Annotated in this window: 16 protein-coding genes, 1 tRNA gene and 3 pseudogenes; 12 read left to right on the top strand and 8 right to left on the bottom strand. The window is 73.5% G+C overall.

Going from position 1 to position 26,951, the window contains the following annotated elements; genetic code table 11:
* The first annotated feature begins 20 nt into the window (after positions 1-20).
* The 3 genes from OJ254_RS27560 (at position 21) to OJ254_RS27550 (ending at position 4,679) form a co-directional block, all read left to right on the top strand.
* Entirely contained in the window at positions 21-2,459 is a 2,439-nt protein-coding gene (locus OJ254_RS27560; protein WP_265364537.1) for an AMP-dependent synthetase/ligase, read from the top strand.
* Between the two features lie 115 nt (positions 2,460-2,574).
* A complete protein-coding gene (locus OJ254_RS27555; RefSeq protein ID WP_265364536.1) occupies positions 2,575-4,041 on the top strand; it encodes an amino acid permease in 1,467 nt (488 codons plus the stop codon).
* 155 nt (positions 4,042-4,196) lie between these two features.
* Positions 4,197-4,679 (top strand): macro domain-containing protein, encoded by a 483-nt coding sequence (locus OJ254_RS27550; protein ID WP_265364535.1) that lies wholly within the window; start codon positions 4,197-4,199, stop codon positions 4,677-4,679.
* A gap of 33 nt (positions 4,680-4,712) precedes the next feature.
* On the opposite strand, the gene sph is transcribed toward OJ254_RS27550, so the two are convergent.
* Positions 4,713-5,702, bottom strand: a complete 990-nt coding sequence (sph, locus tag OJ254_RS27545) for a sphingomyelin phosphodiesterase (RefSeq protein ID WP_265364534.1) — start codon at positions 5,700-5,702, stop codon at positions 4,713-4,715.
* Positions 5,703-5,879: 177 nt separating this feature from the next.
* On the opposite strand from sph, the gene OJ254_RS27540 reads away from it, so the two are divergent.
* Positions 5,880-6,743, top strand: a complete 864-nt coding sequence (locus OJ254_RS27540) for an oxygenase MpaB family protein (protein WP_265364533.1) — start codon at positions 5,880-5,882, stop codon at positions 6,741-6,743.
* Between the two features lie 95 nt (positions 6,744-6,838).
* On the opposite strand, the gene OJ254_RS27535 is transcribed toward OJ254_RS27540, so the two are convergent.
* Positions 6,839-8,326, bottom strand: coding sequence for a M1 family metallopeptidase (locus OJ254_RS27535; RefSeq protein ID WP_265364532.1), 1,488 nt, complete (start codon positions 8,324-8,326; stop codon positions 6,839-6,841).
* Between the two features lie 252 nt (positions 8,327-8,578).
* On the opposite strand from OJ254_RS27535, the gene OJ254_RS27530 reads away from it, so the two are divergent.
* Together OJ254_RS27530 and OJ254_RS27525 are read left to right on the top strand one after the other, a co-directional pair.
* A complete protein-coding gene (locus tag OJ254_RS27530) occupies positions 8,579-10,543 on the top strand; it encodes a Xaa-Pro dipeptidyl-peptidase (protein WP_265364531.1) in 1,965 nt (654 codons plus the stop codon).
* Positions 10,544-10,963: 420 nt separating this feature from the next.
* Positions 10,964-12,310, top strand: coding sequence for a M14 family metallopeptidase (locus OJ254_RS27525; protein WP_423836043.1), 1,347 nt, complete (start codon positions 10,964-10,966; stop codon positions 12,308-12,310).
* 222 nt (positions 12,311-12,532) lie between these two features.
* Here OJ254_RS27525 and OJ254_RS27520 read toward each other — a convergent pair whose 3' ends face one another.
* Entirely contained in the window at positions 12,533-13,519 is a 987-nt protein-coding gene (locus OJ254_RS27520; protein ID WP_265364529.1) for an FAD-dependent oxidoreductase, read from the bottom strand.
* Between the two features lie 199 nt (positions 13,520-13,718).
* Here OJ254_RS27520 and OJ254_RS27515 point away from each other — a divergent pair.
* Positions 13,719-14,930, top strand: a pseudogene (locus tag OJ254_RS27515) (FUSC family protein); the annotation flags it as partial.
* A 671-nt stretch (positions 14,931-15,601) separates the two neighbouring features.
* Here the strand turns inward: OJ254_RS27515 and OJ254_RS27510 are convergent.
* The 3 genes from OJ254_RS27510 to OJ254_RS27500 all read right to left on the bottom strand — a co-directional run bounded on the left by OJ254_RS27510 (position 15,602) and on the right by OJ254_RS27500 (position 20,650).
* A complete protein-coding gene (locus tag OJ254_RS27510; protein ID WP_265364528.1) occupies positions 15,602-16,810 on the bottom strand; it encodes a Cmx/CmrA family chloramphenicol efflux MFS transporter in 1,209 nt (402 codons plus the stop codon).
* Positions 16,811-17,200: 390 nt separating this feature from the next.
* Entirely contained in the window at positions 17,201-19,645 is a 2,445-nt protein-coding gene (locus OJ254_RS27505; RefSeq protein WP_265364527.1) for a Tex family protein, read from the bottom strand.
* Positions 19,646-19,780: 135 nt separating this feature from the next.
* Positions 19,781-20,650 carry an SCO6745 family protein gene (locus OJ254_RS27500; protein ID WP_265364526.1) on the bottom strand — a complete coding sequence of 290 codons (870 nt, stop codon included), beginning with the start codon at positions 20,648-20,650 and terminating at the stop codon, positions 19,781-19,783.
* Positions 20,651-20,802: 152 nt separating this feature from the next.
* Here OJ254_RS27500 and OJ254_RS27495 point away from each other — a divergent pair, with 152 nt between their 5' ends.
* Positions 20,803-21,762, top strand: coding sequence for a GlxA family transcriptional regulator (locus OJ254_RS27495; RefSeq protein WP_265364525.1), 960 nt, complete (start codon positions 20,803-20,805; stop codon positions 21,760-21,762).
* 53 nt (positions 21,763-21,815) lie between these two features.
* A pseudogene (locus OJ254_RS27490) lies at positions 21,816-22,436 on the top strand (DJ-1/PfpI family protein); the annotation flags it as partial.
* Between the two features lie 41 nt (positions 22,437-22,477).
* Here the strand turns inward: OJ254_RS27490 and OJ254_RS27485 are convergent.
* Complete coding sequence (locus OJ254_RS27485; protein ID WP_265364524.1) at positions 22,478-23,248, bottom strand: enoyl-CoA hydratase/isomerase family protein; 771 nt, start codon at positions 23,246-23,248, stop codon at positions 22,478-22,480.
* A gap of 54 nt (positions 23,249-23,302) precedes the next feature.
* Here OJ254_RS27485 and OJ254_RS27480 point away from each other — a divergent pair.
* From OJ254_RS27480 to OJ254_RS27470, 3 genes and pseudogenes are all read left to right on the top strand, one after another.
* Positions 23,303-24,960, top strand: a pseudogene (locus OJ254_RS27480) (ABC-F family ATP-binding cassette domain-containing protein).
* A 96-nt stretch (positions 24,961-25,056) separates the two neighbouring features.
* Positions 25,057-25,130, top strand: a tRNA-Met gene (locus OJ254_RS27475).
* A 257-nt stretch (positions 25,131-25,387) separates the two neighbouring features.
* Positions 25,388-25,879 carry an ATP-binding protein gene (locus tag OJ254_RS27470; protein WP_265364523.1) on the top strand — a complete coding sequence of 164 codons (492 nt, stop codon included), beginning with the start codon at positions 25,388-25,390 and terminating at the stop codon, positions 25,877-25,879.
* Here OJ254_RS27470 and idi read toward each other — a convergent pair.
* Positions 25,854-26,465 carry an isopentenyl-diphosphate Delta-isomerase gene (gene idi, locus OJ254_RS27465; protein WP_201804768.1) on the bottom strand — a complete coding sequence of 204 codons (612 nt, stop codon included), beginning with the start codon at positions 26,463-26,465 and terminating at the stop codon, positions 25,854-25,856. The genes OJ254_RS27470 and idi overlap by 26 nt on opposite strands.
* Positions 26,466-26,951: the final 486 nt, after the last annotated feature.

The raw sequence follows: 26,951 nt of genomic DNA, 5'->3' as shown, positions 1-26,951 counted from the left end.
GACCGAGCGAGGAGCCTGCGTTGACCACGATCCTGCGCATGCCCGGTGAACCGGGCCACCTGACCCTCCCCGCACTACTGTTGCGCAACGCTGAGGACCACGGCGAGCGGCCGGCGCTGTCCTGGCGCGACACCGTGACGGACCGCGACACCGTGACTGATCGGGACGCCGGGGGTGCCCGTGACGCCGGGGGTGCCCGCGACGCAGGGGGCGTCCGCGACGCAGGGGGCGTCCGCGACGTGGGTGTCCCCGGCGTCGTGACTGGCCGTGCCTCCGTGAGTGGCCGCGACGCCGTGAGCGGCGCCGGTGGTGACACCTCTGGCGGCGTCGGCGGCTGGCGCACCTTGAATTGGGCCGAGGCTCGCCGTCGGGTCGCGGAGCTCGCCGTCGGCTACCGCTCGCTCGGCGTACGGCGCGGGGAGATCGTCCTCCTCATGATGGGCAACCGCCCCGAGCACTGGCTCAGCGACCTGGCGCTGGTGCACCTGGGTGCGGTGCCGGTGACGGTGTACGGCACCGCCGCCCCCGAACAGATCGCCCATATCGCTCGGCACAGCAGGGCTCGCTTCGCCGTACTGGAGGGGCCGTCGGAAGTGGCGCGCTGGGAGCCGTTGCTGGACGACGCCGCCGCCCGGCTGGAGAAGCTGGTGGTCGTCGAGGCGCCGGATCCCGTCGGGACGGGCCTGCAAACCGGGGCAAGCCCGCAAACCGGGACAAGCCCGAAAGTCGAAGCGGACCCACCAGTCGAAGCGGACCCGCAAGCCGAGGTGGACCCACCAGCCAAGGCGGACCCACCAGCCGAGGTGGACCTGCAAACCGGAGCCGACCCGCGAGCCAAGGTGGGCCCACCAGCCGAAGCGGACCCGCAAGCCGCTGCCGCCCCCCAACCCAGTGCAGACCCGCAAGCCGAAGCCACCCACCAAGCCAGCCCAGGCCCGCACCAAGCCAGCCCAGGCCCGCACCAAGCCGGCACAGGCCCGCACCAACCCAGCCCAGGCCCCCAACAACCCAGCCCAGGCCCGCACCAACCCAGCCCAGGCCCCCAACCCGGGGCCGCTCCCCAAGCCAAGGCCGCGCCGCCAACCTCTGCAGACCCCCGTCGCCTGTCCTACGCGGCCCTGGCGGCCAGGGGAGCCGATGGGTACGCCTGCGACCCGGAGGTGTTCGAGGCGGTCTGGCGGGAGGGGGAGGCGGGGGAGGCGCTGACCGTTGTCTTCACCTCCGGGACCACCGGGGATCCGAAGGGGGTGGTGGTCAGCCACCGCAATGTGCTGCTCAATGCGGTGGCGCTGGACGCCGTGGTGGAGCTGCCGGAGCATGCCGCGCATCTGTGCTACCTCCCCTTCGCGCACATCGCGGAGCGGATGCTGGGGCTGTATCTGCCGGTGTTCCGGGCCGGGCACGTCTTTCTGTGCGCGGATCCGGCGGCCGTCGCGGACGCCGCGCGTGAGCTGCACCCGGTGGAGTTCTTCGGTGTCCCGCGGGTCTGGGAGAAGCTGGCCGCCTCGGTGCGCGCGGTGCTGGCGCGGCTCCCGGAGGAGCGCAGGGCGGCGGTCGAGGCGGCGGGGGAGACCGCCCGGGCCCATGTCGCGTGCCGGGAGCGCGGGGAGCGGCCGTCCGGCGAGCTGGCGGCGGCCTTCGCCCGGGCCAAGGCGGAGGTGCTGGATCCGCTGCTGGCGGCGGCCGGCTTCGACCGGCTGGTGTGGGCGGCGAGTGCCTCCGCGCCGATGCCCCCGGACGTGGTGCGGTTCTGGGCCGGTCTCGGGGTCGTGATCATGGACGCCTGGGGGCTCACCGAGACGACCGGCGTGGCCACGGCGAACGGGCCGGCGGCGTTCCGGCTGGGCTCGGTCGGCCGTCCGGTCGACGGTGTGGAGCTGCGCACCGCCGAGGACGGGGAGATCGAGGTCCGGGGACGCACGGTGTGCGCCGGGTACCTGCGGGCCGACGGGACCGTGGAGCCCACGACCGGCCCCGACGGCTGGTTCGCGACCGGTGACGTCGGGCGGGTCGACGAGGACGGCTTCCTCTGGCTGACCGACCGCAAGAAGGAACTGATCGTGACCTCGACGGGCAAGAACGTCTCGCCCGCGCTGGTGGAGAACGCCCTCAAGGAGCATCCGCTCATCGGGCAGGCGCTGGTGTACGGCGACAGTCGGCCCTATGTGGTCGCACTGTTGGTCCTGGATCCGGAGCTGGCGCCTGCCTGGGCCGCGCGGCGCGGCATCGAAGGCACGCTGCCGGAGCTGGCCGGGCATCCGAAGGTGCGGGCCGATGTCGAGCAGGCCGTCGCGAGGGCGAACGCGCGTCTGAACCGAACGGAACAGGTCAAGAAGTTTGCGTTGCTGGGCGAGGAATGGGGTCCCGAAACGGGCGAACTGACCCCGTCTTTGAAAATGCGCCGCCAGATAATTCATGCCAAATACGGACAAATCTTGGATGGCCTATACACGCTGTGATCTTGCCCACAGACGGAGGGGCGCTCTTCGGGGAAGGTGTGCCGTCGGCCGTCCGCGCGATCCGCGGGATCCGGCCATCGCTCAAGCGCCTGCCCGAAAGCGAGATGCACCAGCAGTGAGCACAGAAACCGTCACCGAGACAGCCCACAGGTCACCTGACGGGGGGAGCGGCTCGCAGCAGGACGCGGGCGACGCGGGGTACAGCAAGGGCCTCAAGGGCCGGCACATCAACATGATCGCCATCGGCGGCGCGATCGGCACCGGCCTGTTCCTGGGCGCCGGCGGCCGTCTGCACTCCGCCGGCCCCGCGCTGGCCGTCGCGTACGCGGTCTGCGGCCTCTTCGCCTTCTTCGTCGTGCGCGCGCTCGGCGAGCTGGTGCTGCACCGCCCGTCCTCCGGGTCGTTCGTCTCCTACGCCCGTGAGTTCCTCGGCGAGAAGGGCGCCTACGTCGCCGGCTGGATGTACGTCGTGAACTGGTCGACGACCGGTATCGCCGACATCACCGCGATCGCGCTCTACACGCACTACTGGAGCCTGTTCACCGACATCCCGCAGTGGGTGATGGCGCTGATCGCGCTGGCGGTCGTGCTGACGGTGAACCTGATCTCCGTGAAGATCTTCGGTGAGCTGGAGTTCTGGTTCGCGATCATCAAGGTCGCCGCGCTGGTCGTCTTCATGTTCATCGGCATCTTCCTGCTGTCCACCCACCACCCGGTCGGCGGCCACTCGCCGGGCCTGAGCCTGATCACCGACCACGGCGGCATCTTCCCGACCGGTCTGCTGCCCGTGGTGATCGTGCTCCAGGGCGTGGTCTTCGCCTACTCCGCGGTCGAGCTGGTCGGCGTCACCGCCGGTGAGACCGGTGAGCCGCAGAAGGTCGTGCCGAAGGCCGTCAACTCCATCATGTGGCGGGTGGGCGTCTTCTACGTCGGCTCGGTGATCCTGCTGGCGATGCTGCTGCCGTGGAACAAGTACACCGCCGGACAGAGCCCGTTCGTCACGGTGCTGTCCAACGTCGGTGTCCCGGCGGCCGGCGACGTGATGAACCTCGTCGTGCTCACCGCGGCCATGTCCAGCCTGAACTCCGGTCTGTACTCGACCGGCCGGATCCTGCGCTCCATGTCGATGGCGGGCTCCGCGCCGAAGTTCGCCGGCCGGATGAACCGCAACCAGGTTCCGTACGGCGGCATCATGCTCACCTCCGCGGTGTGCGTGCTCGGTGTCGGGCTGAACTACTGGCTCCCGGGTGAGGCGTTCGAGATCGTGCTGAACATCGCGGCGCTGGGCATCATCAGCACCTGGTGCACGATCATGGTCTGCCACATGGTCTTCGTGCGCCGCTCGAAGGAGGGACTGGTCGAGCGCCCGCGGTTCCGGCTGCCCGGCACTCCGGTCACGGACATCGCCACCATCGTCTTCCTGCTCGGCGTCATCGTGCTGATGTGGTTCGACGACGGTGTCGGCCGCAAGACCGTGCTGCTGATCCCGGTCATCGGCGCCGCGCTGGTCGCCGGCTGGTTCGGGGTCCGCGGCCGGGTGGCCCGGATCGCCGAGGAACGCGAGCTGAACGCGGCGGAGTAGTCGCGCACCAGCGGTGCCTGAGTACGACAGGGCGGTCGCGGCGGGCCGGAAGGTCCCCGCGGCCGCCCTCGCGCATGCCCGGGCCCCCGGTCCGCTCCCGCCCGGCCGTCGTGCGGTCCCGGTCGATTGTCAGTGGCCGGCTCTACTGTGAACACATGACCGAGAACACGGGGATTTCCTACGTCAAGGGGGACGCCACCGCACCACAGGGCAAGGGCGTCAAGATCATCACTCATGTCTGCAACGACCTGGGCGGCTGGGGCAAAGGCTTCGTCCTCGCGCTCTCCCGCCGCTGGCCGGAGCCCGAGGCGGCCTACCGCAGATGGCACCGCGAGCGCGCGGGCAACGACTTCGGGCTGGGCGCCGCCCAGTTCGTCCAGGTCGGCGACCGGCTGTGGGTGGCCAACGTCGTCGGCCAGCGGGGCATCCGGACGGGCAGCAAGGGCGTCCCGGTGCGGTACGAGGCCATCGACGCCGGGCTCGGCCGGGTCGCGGACCGGGCCGCGGAGCTCGGTGCGTCGGTCCACATGCCGCGGATCGGCTGCGGGCTGGCGGGCGGGAAGTGGTCCCGGGTGGAGCCGCTGATAGCCGAGCGGCTCACCCGGCGCGGCATACCGGTGACGGTCTACGACCACTGACTCCCCGCCCGCCGGCCGCGGGAGGGTCCGGGCTCAGCCGCCGATCAGCGGATAGTGATCGCTGAGGTTGGTGTAGGTGTAGTCCTTGCCCCAGCTGGAGACGGTCCAGGGCGCCGACTCCTCCTTGATCACTTCGTTCCGCCAGTCGGCGGGCCGGGCATGGCCGTTGCGGTGCAGCACGTAGTCCAGGTCCTCGCGGGGGTCGTCGGGGTAGCGGTACTTCGCGATCGAGTTCTCCTGGGTGTCGAAGGAGTACGGGTGCCCGGTGCGGCTGTCGGCCGGGGCCAGATCGCCGTTGCTGAGCAGGGCGTTGTACTCCGCGCTGTGGGAGTCGACGTTGAGGTCGCCGGCGACCATGACCTCCTCGTCCGCCGGGATGTTCTTGGCGTCGAGGAAGGCGTCGATCTCCTTGAGCTGCTTGGCGCGGTCCGCGGCCGCCTCGCCCGCCTTGCAGCCCGAGTCGGTGGACTGGGTGTGGGTACCGACGATGTGCACCTTGGTGCCGTTGACGTCCAGCACCGCATAGACGAAGCCCTTGTTGGACAAGGAGTCCGAACCGCAGGCGTCCTGGTAGATGTACTGCTCCTTGCGCAGGATCGGCCACTTGCTCAGCAGGGTCACCCCGCCGTCCTCCGGGGTGACGGCCGAGTAGGCGCCGCCGGTGGCGTCCCAGCCGTTCTTGCTCCGGCCCACCACCGGAGTCTGGTGCGGATACTGCCCGGCGGCCCGGGACTTCAGCGCATCGGAGGAGGAGTTGTCGAACGCTTCCTGGAGCACGACGACGTCATTGCCCTGGAAGAAGTCCGCGGCCGCGATCGCCTGCGCGCGGTGGTCCTGGCCCCAGTTGGGATAGAGGTTCTTGCTCATCAGGAAGGTGTTGTAGCTCAGCACCTTCAGATGGGGAGCGGTGGCGGCCGAGGCGGTGGGGGACGCGGCGGTCACGGTCGCGGCGGCGAGGACCGCGGCGAGCGCGGCGGTCCGAAGGCCCGCTGCGGACGGCGTGCGCGGCGCTGGGTTCGACACTGAATCTCCCTATGGGGGTGGGGATTTGGTCCGGCGGCGCCATCCAACCAGCTGACATTACTTCTAGGTAACCGTCCGGGAGGTATGAGATGTACAGACAGGGCCGGGCACACCCGGTAGGGGCAGAGGTTCCGCTGCCCGCATGGCACCGGCAGGCGCCGTATCATGAGGAATGCCATGAATACGGAGAAAAACCAGCCAAAACCCCCGCCGGTCGGCGGCGTCCTCTGGTCGTTGGCCGGGGACATCCGCATGCTGCTCACCCTGCCGCCGGCGCTGACCATGCAGGTCGCACACCCCGCGGTGGGCGCCGGCGTGGACGACCACTCCGTCTTCCGGACCGACCCGTGGGGCCGTGGCGAGCGGTCGCTGGTCTCGCTGCAGCTGTGGGTCTACGGTGGCGACGGCGCGGCCGAGGAGGGTCGCCGGCTGCGCCGGCTGCACCGGACCATCGAGGGTACCGACGCACACGGCCGGCCGTACCACGCACTCACCCCCGCGAACTACGCCTGGGTGCACGCCACCGGGTACCCCGTCTTCCGGCACGCCCAGCGCTACCTCGGCCGCCCCTTCACCCCGGCGCAGGAGCGGCAGTTGTACGCGGAATGGCTCCAGGTCGGCCGGGTGCTGGGCATCCAGGACCGCGATATGCCGCAGACCATCGAGGAGTTCTGGCCGTACTACCGCCGGGTCCTCGGCGCCGAGCTCGAAGCGACCGCGGTGGTACGGGAGTTGACCGACCCCGACCCGCCGCTTCCGGTGCCCGATCGCGGGCCGCGCTGGCTGCGGCTGCTGTTCCGGCTGGTGTGGCCCTGGCTGCGCCCGCGGTTCGCCCGCTTCCGACGGTTCGTCACGATCGGTCTGATGCCGCCGGACGCCCGTCGTGCCATCGGCCTGGAGTGGACCGAGGCGCAGGAGCGCCGGCTGCGCCGCTTCGGACGCGTGGTGCGCGTGGTGGTCCCGGCCCTTCCGGAGCGGTTGCGCTTCATGCCGATCGCCCGCCGCGCCCGGCGGGCGGCCCGGCAGGCCGCGGGCCGGTAGCCGCGTCCGGCGGACGACGGGCGGGGGCGGAGCCGGGGGACGACGGCCCCGGCTCCGCCCCGTTCAGCGCCCGGCGGCCGCCGGGCGGCCGGGCGTCAGTGCCCGTGCGTGTCGTGCGTGGCCGCGATCTGCTTCCAGGACTTCGGCTGCGCCACGGGCCCGCGGGGCGCACCCAGGGACCGCTTGGCCGCGCCCGCCGCGGGCTTGGACGGCTGGAACAGCCAGGTGTCGAAGAAACCGGCCAGCTTCTTGCCGGACTTTTTCTCGGCGAACGTCACGAAGTCGGCCACCGAGGCGTTGCCGTACTTGTGCTCGGTCGGCCAGGACTTGAGGAGGTCGAAGAAGACCTTGTCGCCGACCTTGTTGCGGAGCGCCTGCAGGGCCAGTGCGCCACGGTCGTAGACGGCGCCGTCGAACTGGTTCTCCGCGCCCGGGTTGCCCGGCTTGACCTTCCAGAACGGGTCGTCGGCCGGGTGCTGGGCGTAGACGTAGTCCGCCAGTTCCTGCGCCGTGCCCTCGCCCTCCTTCTCCGACCACAGCCACTGGCTGTAGGCGGCGAAGCCCTCGTTGATCCAGATGTCCTTCCAGTCCTTGAGGGAGACGCTGTCGCCGTACCACTGGTGCGCCAGCTCGTGCACCACGACCGAGACGTTGGTGCCCCGGTCGAAGGCCTTCTTGCCGTAGAACGGCCGGGTCTGGGTCTCCAGGGCGTACCGGGCCGGCACGTTGGGGACGTAGCCGCCGACCGCGTTGAACGGATACGGACCGAAGACGCTTTCCAGCCACTCGGTGATCTCGGTGGTGCGCTCGATGCTCGCCCGCGCCGACCCCTCGTTCGCGCCGAGGTCCTTGCTGACGGCGTTGATCACCGGCAGGCCGTTCGCCGTCGTGTCGGTGGTGATGTCGAACTTGCCGACCGCCAGCGTCGTCAGATACGTCGCCTGCGGCTTGTCCGAGCGCCAGTTGTAGCGGGTCCAGCCGAGCTTGGAGGTCTGCGAGGCCAGCACACCGTTGCTGAGCGCCTGGGTGCCGTCCGGGACCGCGACCGAGACGTCGTAGGTCGCCTTGTCGGTGGGGTGGTCGTTGCTCGGGAACCACCACACGGCGGAGTCCGGCTCCTGGGCGATCACCGCGCCGTCGGGCGTACGGGCCCAGGCGGTGAAGTCGTCGATCTTCAGCTCGGAGGGCTTGCCCGCATAGCGCACGACGACGCTGATCTGCCGGCCCTTCTCCAGCGGCGCGGCCGGGGTGACCTCCAGCTCGTGCTTGCCGGACGTGGCGAAGGTGGCCTTCTTGCCGTTGACCCTTATCTCGCTGACCTTGAGACCGAAGTCCAGGTTGAAGCGGGAGAGGTCCTGGGTGGTCGTGGCGAGCAGCGTCGCCGTGCCCTCCAGCAGGTCCGTCTTCGGCTGGTACTTGAGGCGCAGGTCGTAGTGGGAAACGTCGTATCCGCCGTTTCCGCTCTCGGGGTAGTAGGTGTCGCCCACGCCCGGAGCGCCCGGAGTGAAGTCGGCCGCGGAAGCCGGGATCGCCAGCAGCAGACTGAGCGCGGCCGCGCCCGGGACGAGGAGTCTGTGACGCACGAGTCCTCCAACTCGTAGGGGGATGGCTCTGGTTCAGACCCTAGACAGCAACCCGGACGGCGTCATGGACATGGCCGAATCTGACACATGACCGACATGAACCACCAACTGCCCGCCCGGCGTCGTGATCCCCGCCGGACCCGGCGTCCCGGCCGGTCCCGCCCGCCCCGGGGGTGCCGGCCGTCACCGACCGCACAGCCGTCGTCACCCGCACCCTTACGCGCGGGAGTTGAGCCGCGCTACGGTCCGCCCGTGACGAACCCTGCGCGGTTTCCCCGCATTCCCTTCACAGCGCTCGTGCTGGCGGCCGTCGCCGCCCTGCTGTCCGCACTGATCGGGCCGGCCGCCGCGCAGGCGGCGCCCGGTGAGAGCAGACCCGTGTACTCCTACGACCACGCGATACGCGAATCGGTCTGGGTCGACACCCGCCTCGACGGCGATGCGGACGGACGGACCGACCGCGTCGCCGTCGACATCGTGCGGCCGTCCGAACCCGCCCGGCAGGGCCACCGAATACCGGTGATCATGGACGCCAGTCCGTACTACTCCTGCTGCGGACGCGGCAACGAGAGCCAGAAGAAGACCTACGACGCCCACGGCCGGCCGGTCCAGTTCCCGCTCTTCTACGACAACTACTTCGTGCCGCGCGGCTATGCGACCGTCCTCGTCGACCTGGCGGGCACCAACCGCTCGGACGGCTGCGTCGACGTCGGTGGCCGCTCCGACATCCAGTCGGCCAAGGCCGTCGTCGACTGGCTGGGCGGCCGGGGCCGCGCCTACACCGCCCGCACCGGAGGCAGACCCGTCACGGCCGACTGGTCCAACGGCAGCACCGGCATGATCGGCAAGAGCTGGGACGCCACCATCGCCAACGGCGTCGCGGCCACCGGGGTCAAGGGGCTGAAAACCATCGTCCCGATCGCCGGCATCTCCTCCTGGTACGACTACTACTTCGCCAAGGGCGCCCCGCTCTACGACTCCGGCCCGGACGCGCTCGCCCACGCGGTCGACAGCCCGGACGCGCAGAAACGATGCGCCGCCGTCCAGAAGAAGCTCGTCGACGGGGCCCCGCGCAGCGGTGACTGGACCGCGCTGTGGACCGAACGGGACTACGTCCGCAACGCCGGCAAGGTCCGGGCCAGCGTCTTCCTGGTGCACGGCATGCAGGACCTCAACGTCCGTACCCGGCACGCCGGTCAGTGGTGGGACGCGCTCGCCCGGCACGGCGTCGCACGCAAGATCTGGCTCTCCCAGACCGGGCACGTCGACCCCTTCGACTACCGGCGCAGCGACTGGGTCAAGACCCTGCACCACTGGTTCGACCACTATTTGCTGGGCTACGACAACGGCATCGACCGCGCCCCGATGGCCGATATCGAGCGTTCCCCCGGCGTCTGGTCCACCGACCCGCAGTGGCCCGCGCCCGGCACCACGGCCACCACACTGCGCCCGCGCGCCGGCCAGGAACCCGGCGTCGGTGTCCTCGGCACCCAGAAGGCGCCCCAGGGCGCCGGCGAGACCTTCACCGACGACCCCCGGCTCAGCGAGGCCGACTGGGCGTCCGACATCGACCGGCCGACGCCTGCCAAGGCCGGGTTCAGCACCGGGCCGCTGCGCGCGCCCCTGCGGCTGTCCGGCTCGGGTTCGGTGACCGTCACCGTCACCCCGAGCACCTCCACCGCCCACCTCTCCGCCGTCCTGGTGGACCTCGGCCCCGACACCATCCGCAACTACGGCGCCGACGGTGAGGGCATCACCACCCTCGACCGGCGCACCTGTTGGGGCGCCGGCACCACGGGGGACACCGGCTGCTTCCGGGAGACCGCCGCCGACACCGAGAAGGTCGCGCACACCGTCTTCAGCCGCGGCTGGGCCGACCTCGGCAACTACGCCGACCCCCACAAGGGCCGCCCGCTCACCCCGGGAAAGCCGTACACCCTCACCCTCGACCTGGCCGCCACCGACCACATCGTGCCCGCCGGGCACCGCCTCGCACTGATCGTGGCCGGGACCGACGCCGGGCTGATCGACCCGCCCCCGTCCCGGCCCACCCTTGCCCTCGACCTGTCCCGCACGTCCGCCCGCCTCCCGCTGACCGGCGGCCCCACGGCCTTCGCACGGGCCACCGCGCACGCGTCCGCCCCCGGCCACCCGACGGCACCACTGCACGGGATCGTCCCGCCACGGTCGCTCAGCCGGATGCCCGGCGCGCAGTGACCGCGCAGGGGTGTCTCCCCGGTCGCGCCGGTGGCCGGGGGGGTGACGCCGACCCTCCCTGCCACGTCGGCTTCCCCGGTCATGTCGGCTTCCCCGGTCGCGGCGGCTTCCCCGGTCGCGGCGGCTTCCCCGGCCGGGGCGGCCGCCCCGGTCACGTCGGCCTCCCGGCCCCGCCGGACGGCCTCGCCGGACCAGGGAGACACCCCTCTACAGGGAGACACCCCTAGGGGCCGCCCCACCACGGGCGCCCCCACAACGGCCCCACCCGGCCCGGCATCCGCCCCCGCCGGCACCACGCCCGCCCGCACCCCGCACCCCGCCCCCGCACAGCCGGTCCCACCGCCCCGCCCCGCCACTCCGACGCCCCCCCACCGCCCCCGACGACCCCCACCGCTCACTCAAGGGAGGCACCCGCCCGTGATGCTCCGTACCCGCCGCCTCGTCCTCGCGACGCTGGCCTTCGGTCTGACCGCCACCCTCGGCGCGACGCTGCCGGCCGCACCCGCCCGCGCGACCGGAACCCACCTGCCCCGTACGGGATTCGAAACCAGCCATGGCACCCGCTGGACCAGCGAGTTCGAGGAACAGCGTTTTCTGGCCACCGTCGACCGCGCCACCCCGCGCGTCCGCATCGACCGGATCGGCACCACCGCGCAGGGCCGCCCGCTCCGGCTCGTCCGCATCGGCGCCCCGGCCCCCGCCTCCCCGGCCGCCGTACGGCGCGGCAACTCCGTACTGCTCATCTGCTCCCAGCACGGCGACGAGCCCTCCGGACGGGAGGCCTGCCTCGCCACGATCCGCGACCTCGCCTACGCCACGGACCCGGCCACCCGGCGCTTCCTCACCCGGACCAGCGTGCTGGTCGTCCCCACCGCCAACCCCGACGGCCGGGCCGCCGACACCCGCGGCAACTCCGAGGGCACCGACATCAACCGCGACCACCTCGCCCTGAAGACCGCCGAGGCCCGCGCGATGGCCCGGGTGCTCCGCGACTACCGCCCCGACACCGTCTACGACCTGCACGAATACGGTCCGACCGTGCCGTACTACATGAAGGACCTGCTGTCGCTGTGGCCGCGCAACCTCAACACCGCGGACGCGGTGCACCGAGAAGCCTCCTCGCTCTCCCAGGACTTCGTCGCCCCCGCCGTACGGAAGGCCGGCTTCAGCACCGGGGTCTACGGCATCTGGACCGACCCGGAGACCGGTGACCCCGTCAAGCAGGTCGCGGGCGACGGCCAGGAACGGATCCTGCGCAACACCGCCGGCGTGAAGGGCTCGGTCGGGCTGCTGGTCGAGACCCGGGTCGATGCCCTCACGGCCGCCGAGAAGGCCGACCCGGCGCTCAACAACAGACGCCGGGTCACCTCCCAACTCGCCGCCCTGAGAGGTGCGTTCGACTTCCTCGGGCAGCACCGGCGGCGCATCGAGACGGCCACCACCGCCGCCCGGCTCGCCGGTTACGCCGACCGTGGCCCGGTCTACCTCGGCGGCGCGGACAACGAGTCCCCCGCCCCCGGTCAGGTCCTGACCGACCCGCCGTGCGGCTACCGGCTCACCCCGGAGCAGTTCGCGCAGACCGAGGACGAGCTGGCGCTGCACGGCGTGCTCGGCGTCCGGGGCCGGGACGGCTCGGTCGTCGTTCCGCTGCGCCAGTCCCTGCGCCGCCTCGTCCCGCTCCTGCTGGACGGCCGGGCCGCCTATCACCTCACGTCCGCCACACCGCTGGCCGACTGCCCCCGGTCCCGGTCGGGCCGTACGCCATAACGCCGGACACCCTCGGACACCCTCGGTCGGGCCGTACGCCGTAACGCCGGACGTCCCCGGTCGGGCCGCACGCGGTAACGCCGGACATCCCCGGGCTGGGCCGGGGCCGGGCCCGGGGCCGCGCAGGAGGCACCGCTGCTCCCGCCCCACGCAGGCCGGCTCCTCCCGCCCCGCCCCGGCCGCCTGCCCTTGCCCCGCCCCGCCCGTCTCTTCCCGCCCCGGCTAACCCAGAACTCGCCGCACCCACCCCACCACTTCCTCCGCGCACCCCCACGCCACGGTCACCCCCGCGCCCCCGTGCCCGTAGTTGTGGACGCACCACGTGCCGCCCGGCAGGCGCTCGGCCTCCAGTCGCACCGCGGGGCGCGACGGGCGCAGGCCCACCCTGTGTGCCAGGACCCGGGCCCGCGCCACCTCCGGGAACGGTTCGGCGCAGCGTGCCACGATGGCCTCCGCCACCGCCGGATCCGGCTCCCGGGACCAGGCGTCCTCCCGCGCCGTACCGCCCAGCACCAGCCCGTACGGCTGCGGCAGCAGATACGTGGTGTCCGTCGCGCCGCCGTCCGCGGCCACGAACCACTCGCGCACACCCGGGTTCGCGACGATGACCAACTGGCCCTGGACCGGACGCACTTCGGGATCGGGGACGAGCTCGCGCGCGCCCAGGCCGGAGCAGTTCACCACCACCGAGGCGGTCCGCCCGGCCTCCTCCAGAGAGGCCAGCGCCCGGCGTTCCAGCGTGCCGCCGGCCGCGGTCAGCCGACGCTCCAGATAGCGGAGATGGGCCGGCATGTCCACCAGCGGGGTGCGTGCCCGCCACCCGGCCGCGGCCCCCGGGGGGAGTTCGTCCGGGCGGGCCGGCCGCAGTCCGGGAACGGCCGCGTACCAGGCGGAGAGGCCGTCGTCGTCGCCGGGCGCGGCCCCCGCCATCGTGCCCGTCACCAGCCGGGCACCGGTCTCCTCGGGCCGCCGCGCCAGAGCGGACAGCACCTGGAAGGACCGCACGGACCAGGCCACCGCCCGCTCGTAGGGCCGGATGCGGTACGGCCAACACAGTCCGCCGGCCGCCGCGGACGTCGTCGCGTCCGCCGCGTCCCGGCGCACCACCCGCACCCGGTGGCCGTCCTCCGCCAGCGCCACCGCCGAGGTCAGCCCGATGACGCCACCGCCGACCACCCACACCTCGTCCGTGCCCGTGTCGCTCGTCATGGCGGGATGGTAGGAGGTGTTCCGTCGGGCCGGCATCCGGCGGCCGCCGCGGAAGCCGGACTTCCGCCATTGGTGATCTTGCGGTAACCCTCCGGCAGCGGTGCGGACGAAGCAGGACCTTAGGCTGGGAGCAGCACCGTCGGCCGATGTCGCCCCTCGGATCCGCTCGCCGTCCGTACGCCGTCGACTGAGGAGGCCCATGCTCCGCGCGCAGCGCGCCGTGCCCGCCTGGCTCGCCCACCCGTTCCGCTGGCAGCGGCTGCCCGTGCCCTGGGCCGCCGTCGCCCGCGGTGCGCTCTGCGCCGGGCCGCTGCTCGGCGCGGGCATCGCCACCGGCCACCCGGCGCCCGGAGTGCTCGCCGCGCTCGGTTCCATGCTGGCCGGTGTCAACGACCGCCCCGGCACCCGCCGCACCGGCATCGTGCACATCGGCCTGCCCGCGCTCGCCTCGGCGCTCGGGATGCTGATCGGCGCCTCGCTGCGGGCCGTGGACGCGGGCTGGTGGGTCGTACCGGCGCTGTTCGTGGTCGGTTTCGTCTCCGGCGCGGGCAGCGTCGCCGGTCCGGTCCGCTCGAACGCCGGGATGCAGATGCTGGCCACCACGGTCCTGGGCGCCGGGATGCCGCTGCCCGGCGCACCGTGGGCCAAGGCCCTGACGCTGCTGGCCGGCTGCCTGTGGCTGCTCCTGCTGCGCCTGGTGCTGCGCCCGCCGCGCCCGGCCGGTGGTGCGCTCAGCGGTGAGCGGGCCGCGGTCGCCACGGTCTTCGACGCGCTGGCGGACGCCCTGGGCGCGGCCGGCGGGCCCGGCGCCGAGCCCGCCCGGCGCCGGCTCACCGCCGCTCTGGACCGCGCCGACGAGGCGCTGCGGCTGCGGCTGCTGACGGACCGGCTGCTGCGCCGCCCGGCCGGCCCGGACGAACTCCTGCTGGCCGAACGGTTCGCCGCGGCCACCGCGTTGTGCGAGGCCAGCGTCGCACTGCTGTGGGAGGCCCGCCCGCTGCCGGCCCGGGTCGCCGACAGCCCCCGCGGGTTCGCCACCGCGCTGCGCACCGGGCGGCCACCGGGCCGGCTGTCCGCCCCCGAGACCAGCACGCCCGGCCGCGGGGCCTTCGACCAGGCGCTGCTGGACGCGGCGGTGGCGTTCGCCCGCAGCGAGCCGCTGACCAGGACCCGGCCGCGTGCGGGGCGGCCGGAACCGGCGCGGCGCGGGCACGGACTGCTCGGGCCGGCCGGCCGGGACTACGGCCTGCGGGTCGCGCTCTGCATCGCGGCGAGCGCGGCGGTGGCGCTGCTGCTGCGGGCCGACCACTGGTACTGGCTGCCGGCCACCGCCACCTTCCTGGTCAAGCCGGACCTGGGCCCGCTGTTCTCCCGTACCGTCAACCGCTTCGCGGGGACCGTCGCCGGGGTGGTGGTGTTCGCCGGGGCCGGTCTGCTGCTGACGGGGGAGTGGTGGCCCGCGCTGGTGGCGGGGCGGGCGGGGCGCTGCTGCCGTTCGCCACCCGGCACTTCGCGCTGCAGACCGTGGCGATCACCCTCATGGTGCTGTCGTTCGTGTACGTCAGCGGAGCCCGGGAGGCGGCCGCCGAGCGGCTCGTCGACACCTCCATCGCCTGCGGCATCGTGCTCGTGGTGGGGCATCTGCCGCGGCTCGCCGACCCCCGCCGCCGGGTCGGGCAGCGGGTCACCGCGGCGCTGCGGGCCACCGAACGCTTCCTGCGGCACGTCCTCGAGGCCCGCCCCGGTACCGACCCCGCCGAGCGGCTGGCGCTCCGCCGGGCCGCGTACCGGGCACTGGGGAGGCCCGGGCGGCCGCGGAGACGGCCGCCGCCGAACTCCTGGCCGCCCGGGACCGCAACCCCGACTGGCCGGCCGTGGTCACCGCCGCCGAACGCATCGTGGACGCCGCGACCGCCTGCGCGGTACGCCTCGACCACGGCGCCCGCCGCCCGGGCGCCGAGGAGGCCGAGCGGCTGTGCCGGGCGCTCTCGGCGATGGCCGACGCCCTGGAGGATCCGGGGCGCCGGCCCGGCACGGCCCTGCCGGACGTGGAGCTGCGGGCCGACCCGGACTGCGCCACGCTCACCGACGTCGCGGCGGAACTGGAACGCATCCGGGGGCACGCCGGGGCGGGCTGAGCCGGCGGGAGGCGGCGAGGGCCACGCCGCCCACCGCCAGCGCGAGCGCCACGAGCAGGGCGCTGACCCCCACCGGAGCCCGGTAGCCGAACCCGGCGGCGAGCGCGGCGCCGCCCAGCCACGGGCCCAGCGCGGCCCCCACGTTGAGCGCCGCCGTGGCGAAGCCGCCGGCCAGCGTCGGCGCCCCGATCGCCGCGTAGAGCGCCTGCGCGACCAGGGTGGAGCCGACCCCGAACGACAGCGCCCCCAGGGCGGGGACGAGCAGCAGGGCCGCCACCGGGTTGCCGGCCGTCAGCGCCAGCAGCGTCCATCCGGCGAGCAGCGCCGCGCCGCCGGCCAGCAGCAGCGGGACCGGGCGGGTGTCGGCCAGCCGCCCGCCGGCGCTCACCCCGGCGAACGCGCCCAGCCCGAACAGCGCCAGTACGGCCGGCACCCAGCCGGTGCCGATCCCGGCGACCTCGGTGACCAGCGGCGCGAGATAGGTGAAGGTGCAGAAGGTGGCGCCGTTCACCAGCGCGCCCAGGAGCAGGGTCAGCAGCAGCCGCGGTGAGCGCAGCGTCCGCAGCTCGCCCCGCACCCGCACCGGCTCGCCGTCCGGCGCCCGTCCGCCGTCGGCCGGGACCGAGCGGACGATCGCCACCACGGCCGGCACCGAGACCGCGGCGACCGCCCAGAACGCCGAGCGCCACCCCCAGACCGCACCGAGCAGCGCACCGGCGGGCACGCCCGCGACGCAGGCCAGGGTGGTGCCGCCGAGCAGTACGGAGGTGGCCCGGCCCTTGGCGTCCGGGGCGACCAGGGAGGTCGCGGTGGCCAGGGCCACGGCCAGGAACCCGGCGTTGGCCAGTGCGGCGACGACCCGGGTGGCCAGCAGCACCGGGAAGCTGGTGGTGACCGCGCCGACCACATGGACCAGCAGGAAGGTGACCAGGAACGCCGGCAACGCCCGGCGGGGCGGCCGGCGCCGGGCGAGCAGCGCCATCAGCGGCGCCCCGACACCCATGCCGACGGCGAACGCCGAGGTCAGTGAGCCCGCGGTGGACAGCGGGACGCGCAGATCGGCGGCGATGTCCGGCAGCAGGCCGGACAGCATGAACTCGGAGGTGCCTTGCGCGAAGACGGCGAGTCCGAGCAGATACAGGAAGAAGGGCACAGCAACACTCCGCAACCACGGTGTGGATCGACGTGCGTCACCTCACCGGGGCGCAGCGGAACGCCCGGGCCCCTGAGGGTTCGACACGGATCCTGACGGGACATCAGGACGGGACGGCCGTGCGCACGACGGCGCTGACGGCAGGGGGCGACGATCCGGTGGCGGCGGAGCACAAGGAGGCGACGGCGCGACGGCGGAATGCCGGGCCGGCGGGGCAACGCGAAAAGCCACCGGACGGCCGGTGGCTAGCGTCTTGATGCCTCGGGGCTGGACATGGGCGCAGACTAACGGCGGCCCGCCGGGCCGGTCCACGCAATAAATGCCGTACGCGCAGAACGGGCCCCGGGGGTCAGGAGACTCCCCGGGGCCCGTCCGTATCCGGCGGTCCGGTCAGCGGCCGCCGCCGTCCTTGCCCAGCAGCCCGGCCCGGCGCAGCGCGTCCGCCATGGCGTCGTTGGCCGGCCCGGCGTCCCGGCCGCCGCCGCGGCGGTCACCGCCCCGGCCACCGCCCTGCCGGCCGCCGCCGCCCTGGCGCTGCCGCGGCGCGCCGCCCCGGCCGCCGTCGCGCGGGCCGCGGCCGCCGTCCGCACCGCCGCGGCGCTCGCCGCCGGCCGCGGGGGCGCCCTTGCCGGGCTCGTCGTCCAGACGCAGGGTCAGCGAGATCCGCTTGCGCGGGATGTCGACGTCGAGCACCTTGACCCGCACGATGTCGCCGGGCTTCACCACGTCCCGCGGGTCCTTGACGAAGGTCCGCGACATCGCCGAGACGTGGACCAGGCCGTCCTGGTGGACGCCGATGTCCACGAACGCCCCGAAGGCGGCGACGTTGGTCACCACGCCCTCCAGGAGCATCCCCGGCTCCAGGTCGCCGATCTTCTCCACGCCCTCCTTGAAGGTCGCGGTCTTGAACACCGGACGCGGGTCCCGGCCCGGCTTCTCCAGTTCCTGGAGGATGTCGGTCACCGTCGGCAGCCCGAAGGAGTCGTCGACGAACTCGGCCGGCTTCAGGGTGCGCAGCACCGCCGTGTTGCCGATCAGCGAACCGACCTCGGTGCCCGCCGACTTCACCATCCGGCGCACCACCGGATACGCCTCCGGGTGCACGCTGGAGCCGTCCAGCGGGTCGTCGCCGCCCCGGATCCGCAGGAAGCCCGCGCACTGCTCGTACGCCTTCGGGCCGAGCCGCGCCACGTCCTTGAGGGCCTTGCGGGAGCGGAACGGGCCGTTGGCGTCGCGGTGCGCGACGATGTTCTCGGCCAGGCCGGAACCGATGCCCGACACCCGCGACAGCAGCGGCGCGGACGCGGTGTTGACGTCCACGCCGACGCCGTTGACGCAGTCCTCGACCACCGCGTCCAGCGACCGCGAGAGCTTCACCTCGGACAGGTCGTGCTGGTACTGCCCGACGCCGATCGACTTCGGGTCGATCTTGACCAGTTCGGCCAGCGGGTCCTGCAGCCGGCGGGCGATGGACACCGCACCGCGCAACGACACGTCCAGGTCCGGCAGTTCCTGGGAGGCGAAGGCGGACGCGGAGTAGACCGAGGCGCCGGCCTCGGACACCATCACCTTCGTCAGCTTCAGCTCCGGCTGCGCCGCGATCAGATCGGCCGCCAGCTTGTCGGTCTCACGGGAGGCGGTGCCGTTGCCGATCGCGATCAGCTCGACCCGGTGCTCACGGGCCAGCTTCGCCAGCGTGGCCAGCGAGGCGTCCCACTTCTGCTGCGGGACGTGCGGGTAGATGGTGTCGGTGGCGGCCACCTTGCCCGTGGCGTCCACGACCGCGACCTTCACACCCGTACGGAAGCCGGGGTCCAGGCCCATCGTGGCGCGGGTGCCGGCCGGCGCCGCGAGCAGCAGATCGCGCAGGTTCGACGCGAAGACCCGCACCGCCTCGTCCTCGGCGGCCTGCCGCAGCCGGAGCCGCAGATCGATGCCCAGATGCACCTGGACGCGGGTGCGCCAGGCCCAGCGGACGGTGTCCAGCAGCCAGGAGTCAGCCGGGCGCCCGCGGTCCGCGATCCCGAACTTCCCGGCGATGGACCGCTCGTAGGAGCTCGGGCCCTCGGTGGCCGCCGACGGGTCCTCCGGCTCCAGGGTGAGGTCGAGGACCTCCTCCTTCTCGCCGCGGAACATCGCCAGCACCCGGTGCGAGGGCAGCTCGGTGAACGGCTCGGCGAAGTCGAAGTAGTCGGCGAACTTCGCGCCGGCCTCCTCCTTGCCCTCGCGGACCTTCGCCGTCACCTGGCCGCGCGACCACATCCGCTCCCGCAGCTCACCGATCAGGTCCGCGTCCTCGCCGAACCGCTCGGTCAGGACGGCCCGCGCGCCGTCCAGGGCGGCCGCCGGATCGGCGACGCCCTTGTCCGGGTCCACGAACGCCGCGGCGGCCGCGGCCGGCTCCACGGAGGGGTCGGCGAGCAGCCCGTCGGCGAGCGGCTCCAGACCGGCCTCCCGCGCGATCTGCGCCTTGGTGCGGCGCTTGGGCTTGAACGGGAGGTAGATGTCCTCCAGCCGGGCCTTGGAGTCGGCGCCGCGGATCTGCGCCTCCAGGGCGGCGTCGAGCTTGCCCTGGGACCGTACGGACTCCAGGACCGCGGTGCGCCGCTCCTCCAGCTCCCGCAGGTAGCGCAGCCGCTCCTCCAGGGAGCGCAGCTGCGCGTCGTCGAGCGTGCCGGTGGCTTCCTTGCGGTAGCGCGCGATGAACGGGACGGTCGAGCCACCGTCGAGCAGTTCGACCGCGGCCTTCACCTGCCGCTCCTTGACGCCGAGCTCCCCGGCGATCCGCGCTTCGATGGACCCGAGGGCCCCGATGGGCTCAGTGGCTGCCGTCACGTTGATCCTGCCCGCCTTCCAGCATTGCTTGAGCCTGCATTGTGCCGGGTGAGCGAGCGGACTGTCGCGCCGCCCAGCCGGTGGGCGGCACCGGGGTGTGCGCGGTGCCGGCACACCCCGGTGGCCGCGGGCGGCCTACTTGCCGAACAGGGTGGCGGGGAACGCGCCGGCGTTCATGACGGCGGTGGTGAAGCCGGTCGCCAGCTCGGTGAGCCGGGCCACGCCCGCCGCGCCCAGGTGCTCGTACGGGGCCCGGTCCAGGCGGTCGGTGGTCTCCTCCAGGTCCTTGCGCAGTGCGACGCCGGCCTCGGTCAACTGGCCCTCGCCGTCCAGCAGACCGCGGGAGCGCAGCCGCTCCTGGGCGGCCTGCCAGTCCTCCTCGGTCCAGCCGCGGGTCGCCAGAACGCCCCGGGGGCTCATGCCGCGGCCGGTGGCGGTGTGGCTGACCAGGGCCTCCAGCCCGTCCAGTTCGGCGTCCAGCAGTGCCACCAGGTGGCCGTCGCCGCGGTGTTCGCGCAGCAGGGTCGAGGCGTGCCAGTAGGCCAGGTGCGGGGCGTCCGGCACCGGGAGGTCGGCGTGCGCGGCGTACAGCGGCCGGGCCCGGCGGGTACAGGCCTCGGTGGCGCGCAGTGCCAGCTCGGCGGCCTCCGCCATCTCCGGCGACGCCACCGCCTCGTCACCGAGCAGCCGGCGCAGGGTCGCGTCGGCGGCCCGCAGCCGGGCGTCGAGCACGTCCTGCGGCGTGGTCTTCGTCCACACCTCCGGGAGGTGCCGGGCGACCAGCTCGTACTTGAAGTTGTAGAAGGTGGCCGCGACGGTGCCGGGGCCGACCGCCCCCATCGCCGCGCTGCGGCAGACGAAGTAGCCGGCCCTGGAGTCGTCGACGCCGACCTCGGCCATCTCGGCGGCCAGCTCCGGCGCGAAGTAGTGCGTGGAGTGGAAGGGGTTGATGACGTTGTGGCACGTGCGGCCGGCCCGCTCGGGCAGTGCGCTGTGAGAGGTCATGCGGGCAGGGTACCGACCCGTCGGTATGGCGTCGGCGGCAGGGCCGCGACGGCCGCCCCGACGGCTTTTGCGGTGGTCCTGACCAGGCAATGGCAGGAAAGGTGGGAAACCCGTCATTGCCGCCATCGGCGCCGCTGCCGAGGATGGACGGTATGGAACAGCGCGAGGTGCTGGTCGTCCTCTTCGACGGCGTGCAGGCCCTGGACGTCACCGGGCCGGTGGAGGTCTTCAGCGGCGCGGCGCAGGCCGTCCCCGGTGCCTACCGGATCCGTACGGCCGCCCTGGACGGCGCCCCGGTGCGCACCACCAGCGGTCTGACCCTGGTGCCCGACACCACGCTCGCCGCCGCCGGGCCGCCGCACACCCTGCTGGTCCCGGGCGGCCACACCGACGCCCCCGACCCTCGGCTGGTCGACTGGCTGCGGAACAACGCCCACCGGGCCCGGCGGAAGGTCTCGGTGTGCAGCGGGGCGATGCTGCTGGCCGAGGCCGGGCTGCTGGACGGCCGGCGCGCGACCACCCACTGGATGCTGTGCGACCTCCTCGCCCAACGGTTCCCCGCGGTACGGGTGGAGGCCGACCCGATCTACGTGCGGGACGGCGACCTGGCCACCTCCGCGGGCGTGACGGCCGGCATCGACCTGGCGCTGGCCCTCGTCGAGGAGGACCTCGGCCGGGACCTCGCGCTCACCATCGCCCGGCACCTGGTGGTGTTCCTGCGCCGGCCGGGCAACCAGAAGCAGTTCAGCGCCCAGCTCGCCGCCCAGACCGCGCAGCGGCGGCCGCTGCGCGACGTCCAGCAGTGGATCACCGAGAACCCGGCCGCCGACCTGTCCGTCGAGGCCCTCGCCGCCCGCGCCGGGCTCTCCCCGCGCCACTTCGCCCGGGCGTTCCGCGACGAGGTCGGTATGACGCCGGGTCGCTATGTCGACCGGGTGCGGCTGGAGGCCGCCCGCCGCTGCCTGGAGGACACCGCCGACGGCATCGCCCAGGTGGCCCGCCACTGCGGCTACGGCACCCCCGAGGCGATGCGCCGCGCCTTCCTCCGCGCCCTGGCCGCCTCCCCGGCCGAATACCGCCGCCGCTTCCAGCCGGCCCCCGCGGCCCGCTGAACGGCCGCCCCACTCCCGACCCTTCCGAGTCACTCCTCCTGATGGGAAACGCCATGCAGATCGCGATCCTCCTCTACGACCGCTTCACCACCCTGGACGCCATCGGCCCCTACGAGACGCTCAGCCGCCTCCCCGGCGCCGAGACGGTGTTCGTCGGCGAGCGCGCCGGGACGTACCGCAGCGACCTCGGCGCCGTGGGGCTGGTAGCGGACGCCGCGCTGGACGAGGTCACCGCGCCCGACATCCTCGTCGTCCCCGGCGGCCCGGGGCAGACCGCGCACATGGCGGACGGGCCGCTGCACGAGTGGATCCGCGCCGTGGACGCCGCCACGACCTGGACCACCTCGGTGTGCACCGGCTCGCTGCTGCTGGCGGCGGCCGGCCTCCTCAAGGGGCGCCGGGCCACCTCCCACTGGCTCGGACTGGACCACCTGGCGGCCCTGGGCGCCGAGCCGACCGGGGAGCGGGTGGTCTTCGACGGCAAGTACGTCACCGCGGCCGGGGTCTCGTCCGGCATCGACATGGGCCTGCGGCTGGCCGGCCGGATCGCCGGGGACACCGCGGCCCAGATCATCCAGCTCGGCATCGAGTACGACCCGCAGCCGCCCTACGACGCGGGCTCCCCGGAGAAGGCGCCGGCCGAGATCACCGCGGCGCTGCGGGACCACGGCCCGTCCCTGCTCAGCGGGGGCGGGAACCGAAGGCGTAGTGCCGCTCACCCGGCGGGCCAGGTGAACCGCGGCGGCCTGCGCTCCAGGAAGGCGGCGGCACCCTCGGCGGTGTCGCCGCTCGCCCGGGCCTCGGCGGCCCAGTGGGCGCCGCGCTCCTCCGCCTCGTCCGGCGGCACGTCCCAGGTGCCGTTGGCCAGTTCCTTCGCCGCCGTCTGCGTCAGCAGCGACCGGCTCGCCAGTACGGCCGAGAACTCCGCGACCCGCTTGCCCAGCTCGCCCTCGGCCAGCACCTCGTCCACCAGCCCGGTCCGCAGCGCCCGCGCACAGTCGATCAACTCCCCCGAGAACAACAGGTACTTGGCGGACGAGAGTCCGACCAGGCGGACCAGCCGGCGGGTGGCGGACGCCGGGTAGACCACCGCCAGCTTGGCCGGCGTCACCCCGAACAGCGCCCCTTCCTCCGCGAACCGCAGATCGCAGGCGGCCGCCAACTGGGCGCCGCCGCCCACGCAGTAGCCGCGTATCGCCGCCAGCGTCGGCTTCGGGAAGGCGGCCAGCGCCTCCTCGGCCGCCACCGCCAGCCCCTGCGACTCCGATGCCGGCCCGCGCAGCGAGGCGATGTCCGCGCCCGCGCAGAACGTCCCGCCGGCGCCGGTCAGCACCAGCGACCGCACCGCCCGGTCGGCCGCCAGCCGCGCCAGCAGGGGCGGCAGATCCCGCCACATCTGGACGGTCATCGCATTGCGCTTGCCGGTGTTGCTGATGGTGACGGTCGCTGTGCCGTCGCTGACGTGCGTCGTGAGGCCCGGTTCCATGCCCGGATATTAGAGCGACCGCGGCCCGGGCGGCCGACTACGATCGACGGCCTGATGTCAGCAACCCTCGTCGCCAAAGACCTCGCCGCCGGCCACGGCGAGCGCATCCTGTTCTCCGGTCTCGATCTGGTCGTCGCCCCCGGGGACGTGATCGGCCTCGTCGGCGCCAACGGCGCGGGCAAGTCCACGCTGCTGCGCCTGCTGGCCGGTCTGGACACCCCGGAGGAGGGCGCGCTCTCCCTCAGCCCGCCCACCGCCACCGTCGGCCACCTCCCGCAGGAGCCCGACCGCCGCCCCGGAGAGACCGTACGGGCCTTCCTCGCCCGCCGTACCGGCGTGGCCGACGCCCAGCGCGCCCTGGACGCCGCCACCGAGGCCCTGGCCGAGGAGCGCCCCGGCGCCGACGACGCCTACGACACGGCCTTCACGCGCTGGCTCGACCTCGGCGCCGCCGACCTCGACGAACGCGCCGAGGAGACCGCCGCCCAGCTCGGCCTCACGGTCGGCCTCGACCAGCCGATGACCGCCCTCTCCGGCGGACAGGCCGCCCGGGCCTCGCTCGCCTCCCTGCTGCTCTCCCGCTACGACGTCTTCCTGCTGGACGAGCCGACCAACGACCTGGACCTGGACGGTCTGCACCGGCTGGAGGAGTTCGTCACCGGCCTGCGCGCCGGCACCGTCCTCGTCAGCCACGACCGCGAGTTCCTGGCCCGCACGGTCAACCGCGTACTCGAACTCGACCTCGCCCAGCAGCAGGTCAACAGCTACGGCGGCGGCTACGCCTCCTACCTGGAGGAACGCGCCCGGGCCCGGCGGCACGCCCGCGAGCAGTACGAGGAGTACGCCGAGACCAGGGCCGCCCTGGAGACCCGCGCCCACACCCAGCGCAACTGGATGGAGAAGGGCGTCCGGAACGCCCGCCGCAAGGCCCCGACAACGACAAGATCGGCCGCAAGGGCCGCGTCGAGGCCACCGAGAAGCAGGCCGCCAAGGCCAAGCAGACCCAGCGCCTGATCGAGCGGCTGGACGTCGTCGAGGAGCCCCGCAAGGAGTGGGAGCTGCGGATGGAGATCGCCGCCGCGCCCCGGGCCGGCGCGGTCGTCGCGACCCTGCGCGACGCCGCCGTCCGGCGCGGGGACTTCCGCTTCGGCCCGGTGGACCTGCAGATCGACTGGGCGGACCGGGTCGCCATCACCGGCCCCAACGGCTCCGGCAAGTCCACCCTGCTGGCCGCCCTGCTCGGCCGGCTCCCGCTGGACGCCGGGCAGGCCGCGCTCGGCCCCGGCGTGGTGGTCGGCGAGATCGAGCAGGCCCGCGGCCGGCTCTTCGGCGGCCAGCAACTGGGCGACCGGCCGCTGATGGACGCCTTCCGGGCCGCCGTGCCGGACCTGCCGCCCGCCGACGTCCGCACCCTGCTCGCCAAGTTCGGGCTGAAGGCCGCCCATGTGCTGCGCCCGGCGCACACCCTCTCGCCGGGGGAGCGGACCCGGGCCGCGCTGGCCCTCCTCCAGGGGCGCGGGGTCAACCTCCTGGTCCTGGACGAGCCGACCAACCACCTCGACCTGCCGGCCATCGAGCAGCTGGAGTCCGCGCTCGCCTCGTACCCGGGCACGCTGCTGCTGGTGACGCACGACCGGCGGATGCTGGACGCGGTGCACACCACACGGCGGATCGAGGTCGAGGCCGGGCGGATCACCGACCGGGCGGTGTGACCCGGCGGGCCCGGGCCGAGGCGCCACGCCTGCCGCGGCCGGTCGGTTTATCGATTTGGATCTGCGGCGGGCGACCCGTAAGGTAGGGGCAACCGACGCGGGGTGGAGCAGCTCGGTAGCTCGCTGGGCTCATAACCCAGAGGTCGCAGGTTCAAATCCTGTCCCCGCTACTGCACACACGGCAGGCCCGGTGCCCCGGCACCGGGCCTGCCGTGCTGTCCGCCCCCGCCGCCGGGCAGGGCGAGCCCGATGGCGGGATCGTAGGGGTGCCGTTCCCGGGGAATCCCCGAACCCGGCACAAAGAGAACAGGGCCGGTCCTCAGCCCGCGGGAAACTCTCGGAATCCGCCAAAAGCCGTCGATAGACGCTGACTTGTGTTCAGCAGGCCGGTACGGACCAGCGCATTCTCAACACTCTTCCTGTGAGGATGCCTTCCGGACCCCCCGCAGAACCCCCCGACGAGCTGACCTCTCCGCTCGCGTACGAAGGTGTCTGGCGCTTCACCGCACCGGCACTGGAGTCCTCGGTGCCGCAGGCGCGCCACGCGGTCCGGGACCTGCTCACCGAACAGCACGTGCCGGTCGCCGCCGCCATCATGGACGGCCTGCTGCTCATCGTCTCCGAACTGGTCACCAACGCCGTCCGGCACGCCGCCCTGCTCTCACCCCAGATCGCCGTGCAGGTCACCATCGGCGCCAACTGGCTGCGGGTCGCGGTCGAGGACGACCACCCCTACCGCCCCAAGGCACTGGAGGCGGACGAGGGCGACGTCGGGGGCCGCGGGCTGTGGCTGGTCAAGACCGTCACCACCGAGGTGGGCGGCAAATGCGATGTCGAGCACACCGCCGGCGGCGGCAAGGCGATCTGGGCCGAGCTGCCGCTCACCCCGCTGGCTACCAGCCCGCCGACCGTCCGGTGAGCTCCCGCACCGCGGGGCGCGCCGCATCCAGCACGGTCATGAACCACGCGGAGAACGGCGCCTCGGCATGCCGCTCGGCCAGCTCCGCCGGCGTCACGAACGCGATCTCGCCGATCTCCTCCGGGTCCGGCGCCGGCTCGGCCCGCACCAGACCCACGAACAGGTGGTTGTACTCCTGCTCCACGAGCCCGGAGGACGGATCGGGATGGTTGTAGCGCACCGTGCCCGCCTCGGCCAGCAGCGCCGGGGCCACGCCCAGCTCCTCCGCGGTCCGGCGGGCCGCCGCCGCGAACGGCGCCTCACCGGGATACGGGTGACCGCAGCAGGTGTTGGACCACACACCGGGGGAGTGGTACTTCCCCAGCGCCCGGCGCTGGAGCAGCAGCCGGCCCTTCTCGTCGAAGAGGAAGACCGAGAACGCCCGGTGCAGCTGCCCGGGAGGCTGGTGCGCCGCGAGCTTCTCCGCGGTGCCGATCGTCGTACCGTCCTCGTCGACCAGCTCCAGCATGATCGGTTCGGCGGCGCCGCCCGGCGTGCGCACCGCCGTGTCCTCGGCGGTCTGTCCGTTGGCAGGTGTGATCGGCATGCCCATCCTTGTCGTCGGTCTTCGACGTCAAGTCTGCCCTAGCCGGGTCCGCATCACCGGCACAGCGGGTGCGCGGCGCCACACCTCGCGCGCGTCCGGCCGGAAGTGCGCCCACCTGGCATCCACCGTGAGAGGGGCCACATCAGGGGGCCGCCCGCGGACACCGTGCGAGGCGCTCCCCGGCCCTTGGGAACGGCCGCCGCACCGGCCGCCGGCGCTCCCCGCCGGGCGGCATGGCCCTGGCCACACCGCCCACGGCACAACCCGCCCGCCCCGTGACCAGCCCGCTCATAACCGGCACCGGAACGGCGGCCGCGATCGCGGGCCAGTTGTTCATGCGCCACCCCATCCACCATGATGATCGCGGCAGGCGCAGCCGTCGGTCACTCGATCGTGCGGTGAATGCGCGGTGAACGGCCGCATCCGGCGATCCGATAGCCTCTGCCGACGTGCCACCCGGCCCTCCGGGCGCCCGGTGTGCCACGC

The organism is Streptomyces endophytica (assembly GCF_026153355.1).
Taxonomy (GTDB): Bacteria; Actinomycetota; Actinomycetes; order Streptomycetales; family Streptomycetaceae; genus Streptomyces; species Streptomyces endophytica.
Note: the sequence above shows the minus strand (reverse complement) of the source record. Positions and strands in the feature narration are given on the sequence as shown.

Coding starts and splice junctions, on each gene's coding strand:
- OJ254_RS27550 (WP_265364535.1), top strand. CDS start 4,197: ATGACCGAGAACACGGGGATTTCCTACGTCAAGGGGGACGCCACCGCA.
- OJ254_RS27540 (WP_265364533.1), top strand. CDS start 5,880: ATGAATACGGAGAAAAACCAGCCAAAACCCCCGCCGGTCGGCGGCGTC.
- OJ254_RS27525 (WP_423836043.1), top strand. CDS start 10,964: ATGCTCCGTACCCGCCGCCTCGTCCTCGCGACGCTGGCCTTCGGTCTG.
- OJ254_RS27520 (WP_265364529.1), bottom strand. CDS start 13,519: ATGACGAGCGACACGGGCACGGACGAGGTGTGGGTGGTCGGCGGTGGC.
- OJ254_RS27500 (WP_265364526.1), bottom strand. CDS start 20,650: ATGACCTCTCACAGCGCACTGCCCGAGCGGGCCGGCCGCACGTGCCAC.
- OJ254_RS27495 (WP_265364525.1), top strand. CDS start 20,803: ATGGAACAGCGCGAGGTGCTGGTCGTCCTCTTCGACGGCGTGCAGGCC.
- OJ254_RS27485 (WP_265364524.1), bottom strand. CDS start 23,248: ATGGAACCGGGCCTCACGACGCACGTCAGCGACGGCACAGCGACCGTC.
- OJ254_RS27470 (WP_265364523.1), top strand. CDS start 25,388: ATGCCTTCCGGACCCCCCGCAGAACCCCCCGACGAGCTGACCTCTCCG.
- idi (WP_201804768.1), bottom strand. CDS start 26,465: ATGCCGATCACACCTGCCAACGGACAGACCGCCGAGGACACGGCGGTG.